The organism is uncultured Tepidimonas sp. (genome assembly GCF_938045175.1).
Lineage (GTDB): Bacteria > Pseudomonadota > Gammaproteobacteria > Burkholderiales > Burkholderiaceae_C > Tepidimonas.
The window spans coordinates 1-6,101 of record NZ_CALIND010000188.1; the positions used below are offsets into that span (position 1 = coordinate 1).

6 protein-coding genes are annotated in these 6,101 nt (G+C 68.7%); all 6 read right to left on the bottom strand.

Annotation, left to right across the window (positions count from 1 at the left end; all coding sequences use genetic code 11):
- On the bottom strand, positions 1–201 hold a 201-nt coding region (locus tag Q0716_RS09890), incomplete at its 3' end, for a CHC2 zinc finger domain-containing protein (RefSeq protein ID WP_299022744.1).
- Between the two features lie 9 nt (positions 202–210).
- Positions 211–831, bottom strand: a complete 621-nt coding sequence (locus Q0716_RS09895) for an EAL domain-containing protein (protein ID WP_299022747.1) — start codon at positions 829–831, stop codon at positions 211–213.
- A 2-nt stretch (positions 832–833) separates the two neighbouring features.
- Positions 834–3,035 carry a diguanylate cyclase gene (locus tag Q0716_RS09900; RefSeq protein WP_299022750.1) on the bottom strand — a complete coding sequence of 734 codons (2,202 nt, stop codon included), beginning with the start codon at positions 3,033–3,035 and terminating at the stop codon, positions 834–836.
- On the bottom strand, positions 3,032–4,018 hold the full coding sequence (locus tag Q0716_RS09905; protein WP_299022753.1) for an ABC transporter substrate-binding protein: 987 nt from the start codon (positions 4,016–4,018) through the stop codon (positions 3,032–3,034). Before Q0716_RS09905 ends, Q0716_RS09900 begins: the two co-directional genes overlap by 4 nt.
- Before the next feature lie 61 nt (positions 4,019–4,079).
- Positions 4,080–5,654 carry a diguanylate cyclase gene (locus Q0716_RS09910; RefSeq protein ID WP_299022756.1) on the bottom strand — a complete coding sequence of 525 codons (1,575 nt, stop codon included), beginning with the start codon at positions 5,652–5,654 and terminating at the stop codon, positions 4,080–4,082.
- Between the two features lie 72 nt (positions 5,655–5,726).
- On the bottom strand, positions 5,727–6,101 hold a 375-nt coding region (locus tag Q0716_RS09915; protein WP_299022759.1), incomplete at its 5' end, for an SDR family NAD(P)-dependent oxidoreductase.

A 6,101-nucleotide genomic window follows, 5' to 3' on the forward strand; every position in this document is an offset into this window, starting at 1 on the left:
GTTGCCGCTCGCGCCGCAGCCAAAGCAGTGATAGAACTGCTTACTGGGGCTGACGGTAAAGGAGGGCGATTTTTCGGCGTGGAAGGGGCACAGCCCGACGAAATTGGCGCCCCCCTTGCGCAGCGGCACATAGCGCCCGACGACCTCGACGAGGTCCACGCGCGCCAGCAGCGTCTGCAAAAATTCGCTCGGGATGGCCACAGGCCGGGATTATCGCGTGCCGCTGTCGTTGCCGCCGTCATGGCTCGCGCCGGGGCGCTCGCGCACCAGTGCCTCGAACGCCTCGACGGGCATGGGCCGCCCGTACAGATAGCCCTGCAATTGGTGACAACCGTGCTCGAGCAGGTACTGGGCCTGCTCGGGCGTTTCCACGCCTTCGGCCAGCACGGTCATCCCCAAGCGGCGCCCGAGCGCGATGATGGTGGTCACGATGGCTTCGTCGTGGCGGTCGTGTTGTTGTAGCCGGGCCACGAAGCGCTGGTCGATCTTGATGACGTCGAACGGCAGCTCGGCCAGGTAGGCCAGCGAGGAATAGCCGGTGCCAAAGTCGTCGATCGCCAGCGACAGGCCGTGCCGGTCCAGTGTCTGCAGCACCCGTCGTGCCTGTTCGATGTCGCCCAACAAAACCGATTCGGTGATTTCCACTTCCAGCCGCTGGGGCGATATACCGGCCTGCCGCAGCGCATGCAGCAGCCCGTTGGCGAAGTCGGGCTGCGCAAACTGGCGCGCGCTGATGTTGATGGCCAGCCGCAGGCGCGACAGCGCCGGGTCGTCGCGCCAGCGCGCCAGCAGCGCCAGGGCTTGCGCCAGCACCCGTGGCCCCAGCGGCACGATCAGGCCGCTTTCCTCGGCCAGCGGGATGAACTCGCTGGGGGGGTGAAGCTGCCATCCGCCTGCGGCCAGCGCACCAGTGCTTCGGCGCCGACGATGCGCCCCTTGGCATCGACCTGGGGTTGCAGGTACAGGCACAGCCTCCCCGTGTCGATGGCATCGCGCAGCGCGTCCAGCCGCTGCTGGCGCTCGCGCATGGCGGCCTCCATCTCGGGGTCGAAGAAGGCCACGCCGTTGCGCCCCCCTTGCTTGACGCTGACCATGGCCAAGTCGGCGGCGCGCAGCACGGCTGCCGCGTCTTCCGCCTGGGCATCGTCGTCACCAAAGAGCGCGATGCCCACGCTGCACGTCAATCGGGTCGACTGGGCTTGCCCAGGCAATTCCAGTGGTGCGGTCACACCGATAACGATTTTGTCGGCCACGGTGCGCGCCGCGTCGGCAGCGCTGGCCCGGCTGGGGTGTGCGGCGGGCAGCAGCACCAAAAATTCGTCTCCCCCTAAGCGCGCCGGGGTGTCTTGCTCGCGCAGCGCGGCGCGCAACCGCTGGGCCACCGCGCGCAGCACGGCATCGCCTGCATCGTGGCCGTGCACGTCGTTGATGGCCTTGAAATGATCCAAATCGACGAACAGCACTGCGCCCCAGCGCCCGTCGCGCCGCGCGGTTAGGATGGCTTGTTGCAGCCGATCCAGCGCCAGGCGGCGGTTGGCCAGGCCGGTGAGCGCGTCATAGAAGGCGAGTTGTTGGATCTGTGCCTCGGCCTGTACACGCCAGCCAATGTCGCTGAAGATGGCCACGTAGTGCCGGACTTTCCCGACCGCGTCGGTGACCGCGCTGATGGTCAGCCATTCGGGGTAAATCTCGCCGTTCTTGCGGCGGTTCCAGATTTCGCCCTCCCAGTGGCCGTCGCGCTGCAGTGCCTCCCACATGGCGCGGTAAAAGTCTGCCCCGTGGCGGCCCGAGCCGAGCAGCTCGCCGGGCTTGCGGCCCTGCGCTTCGGCCTCGGTGTAGCCGGTGATGGCGGTGAACGCCCGGTTGACGCGTATGACGCGCCCGCTAGCGTCCGTGATGAGCACGCCCTGCGCGCTGTCGAACGTCTTGGCCACGACCGCCAACTCGTCCAGCAGGGTTGCCTTGTCGCGCAGCAAGCCTTGCAGGCGTCGGCGCTGGTGGGCCATCCAGCCTGCGAGTGCGCCCAGCGCCACGATGCCCCCAGCGGCGGCCGCCCAGCCCGGCGCGTTGAGACGCAGGTTTTCTTGCCACGTCAAGCGCGGGGTGCCGAAAGGTTCGGCGCGCAGCTCGCGCAGCAGGCGCTCGATCGTGGCATAGGTCAGCGCCGGTGTAAAGCCCGCGATCTCACCGCCGGCCAGCCGGGCGTCGCCGCGCAGGGCCAACAGGGCTTGCGTGATCAAACCCCGCCACGCGGTGTCCACGTGCGGCAGCGCCAGCACCGCCCATTCGGGGTACAGCGGGGTGCTCACCGCCACGGGGTAGCCCGGCAGGTCTTGCCGTTGCAACACCCGCAGGCGGTTCGGGGGGATGGCGCCGCTGGCCAGCAGCGCTTCCCACACGCCGTCGCGCACGAAGGCGGCGTCCGCTTGGTCGTCGAGGACGGCGCGCACGGCACGGTCGTGTGGCATGCCGGTGTAGACCCAGTCGATCTCGCTGTCGCGCACGCCGCGGCGGTGCAGTTCGAAGCGCTGCAGGTGCAGTCCGCCCAGCGATTCCTTGTGCACCGCCGCCACGCGGTGGCCGCGCAGATCGCGCCAATGCTGTAGCCGGCTGTGGCTGGCCACCAGCACCACCCCACCAAAGGCGGTCGTCTCGATGCCGCGACGGCGGCGCACCAGCGTGGCCATGGGGGTACTGGCCCCCTCGCGCACCTCCAACATGACCGCGTGCGCCGGGTTGGTGATGACGAGATCGACGCGCCGTGCCGAGATATGGGTGTCGAGTTCGTCATAAGACAGCAGCTGGGCCTCGACGGTCAGCGGAGCGAGTCGCTCGTCGAGGGCTTGCAGCAGTGGTCGCCAGGTGCGCTGTTCGACTTCCAGTGGGCGGTAGATCAGAATCCCCAACCGTACCGTCTGGCGCGGGGGATGCGCCGCGCGCGCGGCACTGGCGGCCAGTGCCAGCCCGCCCAGCAGCCAGCTGCGCCGCGTCAGGCCGGCGCTACCGGTATTGGGGGGAGGGCGCAGGGGGCTCATGTCGGGGCTTCGGTTCCGATGGCATCGGGCCACACCAGGGGGGTGTCGACTTCGGTGCCCGACAGCAATCCATTGCGGCGCATCAGGTCGCGCAGCGCGTCGGCCACGGCGGGCAGGCGCGCTTCATCGCCCACCAGCCAGTCGCGGTTGTCGCGCCAGCCGGTCAGTCGCAGGCCGGCAAAAAGCGCGAAGACCTCGTCGCGCGGCACGTCTAGCCAGGGCGCGAGTCGGTAGCGGCTGTCCTCCGGCAGTTCGTTGAGGTGCCGCTGGGCCGCCCACACGCTGGCCAGCAGTGCGCGCCACTGGGGGGTGTGCCGACCCGTGGCAAAACGCGCATGGACCGCCAGCACGTCCACGATAGCCCAGGGCGCGGGCAGTTGCGCACTGTCGAAGATGGGCACGGCCCCGCGATGGCGCAGGCGGCCTGCGGTGGGCTCGAAGGTCACGAGCAGGTCGACCTCGTGTTGGTGCCAAGCGGCCTCGTGCCGGTCGAACGGGACGTGCACCATCTGCACGTCGCTGGCTTGCAGCCCCGCGGCCTGCAGCCACGCCACGGCCATCAGTTCGCCCACGGCGTTGTTTTCGTGTCCCAGGCGCGCGCCGCGCCACTGCGCAGGGTCGGCATGGCTGGGGCGGGCCAGCACTTGGTCGGCCCCCAGCGAGATGTCGAGTATCCCCATGACCCGCAGCGGCAGTCCTTGGTGGCGGGCGCCGATCACTTCGTCGAGCGTGAGCGCGGCCGCCGCGACGCGCCCTTCACGCAGCGCTTGCAGCGATGCCGACGCCGAGCCGGTGCGCAGCGCCTGCACGGCAGCCTCTTCCCACCAATCCAGGCTGCGGGCCAGCTCCAGCGGCGCATAACCGGGCCAAGGGTGGTAGGCCACCCGTAGCAGCTCACGCGCCGCGCAGCCGGTGCCGCCGCCAGCGGCCAGCACGGCCGCACTGGCCAGCGCGCCCCGCAGTATCCCACGACGATTCATCATGATGGCAGAACGTGTTTGGCGACCCGACCCGACGCGCTGAGCTGCGGAATGAGCCGAAATGTTAGCCAATCTCGACCCGGTTTTTACCGGCGCGCTTGGCACGGTACATGGCAGCATCGGCGCGGGCGATGGCATCGGCCACGGGTTCGTCCGCGCGCAGCTCGGTCACGCCAGCGCTGAAGGTAATGAGCACGTGCTGCTCGCCTTGCAAAAACAGGTGCGTGCTCAGGTCACGCTGCAGGCGGCGCACGACCTCGGCCGCCTCGGTCGGCTCGGTGTCGGGCAGGATGATGATGAACTCCTCGCCGCCGTAGCGCCCGATGGTGTCTTGCGGCCGCAGGCTGCGGCGGCTGACGTCGGCCAGGTGCTTGAGCGCCGCGTCACCGGCCAGATGGCCCAGGGTGTCATTGAGGCGTTTGAAGTTGTCGACGTCCAGCAACGCCAGGCACAAGTGCGTTCCCTGGCGCTCGGCACGCCGGCTTTCGCGGTCGATGGCGGATTCCAGCCCCTTGCGGTTGAGTACGCCAGTCAGCAGGTCGTGCGTGACGAGCTCGGCCATCTGATCCAGCTCCCGCTGCAGCCGTTGGACTTCGGCTTCGGCGCGGTTGGCGCGGTCGCGCAAGTCGATCAGCTCGTCGGCCACGCGCTGGGTGTCGGTGGCGAAGGCGCGCGCGGTCTGGATGGCTTCTTGCACCACCGGCGCCATGTCGGCCAGGCTGGTCGCTTGCTCCAGGCGCTGCGCGCAGGCTTCGAATTTGCTGTGGTACTGGCTGGTGGCGTCGGCCGTCTGCGCCAGCCGCTCCAGAAAGGTGGCCAGCGTCTGGCGCATCAGCTCCTGGGCTTGCAGCGTCTGCTCACGCGCCTGCACTTGCTTGGCGGCGATGTCCTTGAGCCGGCTGTGCAGGTCCTCCAGCCGGCGTTGCGACAGCGGCGGCTGCACGGCTTGCACCAGCGCTTGCAACTGCTGGCGTAGCCATGGGTTGTCGGGGCTGAGCGCATCGAGCTGTTCGAGCACTTGGCGCAGCAGCGCCAACAGCCCCTCGCGTACGCCCAATTGCTCTTCAACCCCAAACGACAGTCGCCATGCGTAATCGGCCAGCAGGCGCCGCAGGGTCGGTGTGTGGTGATCGGGCAGGCGCAGGTACTGCACCAGTTCGCTGCCCAGTTGCTGCAGCCGGGCGTCGTCAGCCGCCACCAGCGGCTGGGCGATGTCGATGATGCGCGCCGTCTGCTCGGCGATCTCGGGCGCGATGGGCGGCGCAGCGTCTGCCGAAGCGGCTGGCGCGGTGGGCGCAGCGGGTGGGGCGTTATCGCGTTCCTCGCGGGTGCTACCGACGGGTGGTGGGGCAGCGGCCACGCTGGCCAGGTGCTGCGTCAGCAGTTTTTCCAGGTCTTCCCAACTGTGGCGCGAGACGGCCTTGTTGAACAGCGCCTTGAAGCGCACTTGAGCCGGGGTGCGCTCCGGCAATGCTTGGCCGATCTGGCGCAATTGAAGCAGCGGAAACGGCTGCAGCGGCCGGGTGCCCGCGACCTCATGGTAGGCGCTCTGAAAATTGTCGGGCGTGGGCGGCAGCCGACGCGCCGCCAGTAGCTTGACGGCCTCGCGGGCGATTTCTTGTGGAGTCGGGGTGGCCATGGTTGCGGGTCAGCCGTGTAGACGCGCGGACAGCCGCCAGTGTAGCGCTCCCCGGGGACGAGGGCCTCTCCTTTAGCGCGGCTGCAAGCGAATCGCGCCGTCGAGGCGGATCACCTCGCCATTGAGCATATCGTTTTCGATGATGTGCTGCACCAGCTTGGCGTAATCGTCGGGACGCCCCAAGCGTGATGGGAAGGGCACCATCGCCGCCAGCGCGTCTTGCACCGCTTGCGGCATGCCAAACAACATCGGCGTGCCAAAGATGCCTGGCGCGATCGTCATGTGGCGGATGCCGAGTTTGGCGAGGTCGCGCGCAATCGGCAGCGTCATGCCGACCACACCACCCTTGGACGCGGCATAGGCCGCTTGGCCGATTTGCCCTTCGAACGCGGCCACCGACGCGGTGGAGACGATGACACCGCGCTCACCGGTGGGCTCGGGTTCGTT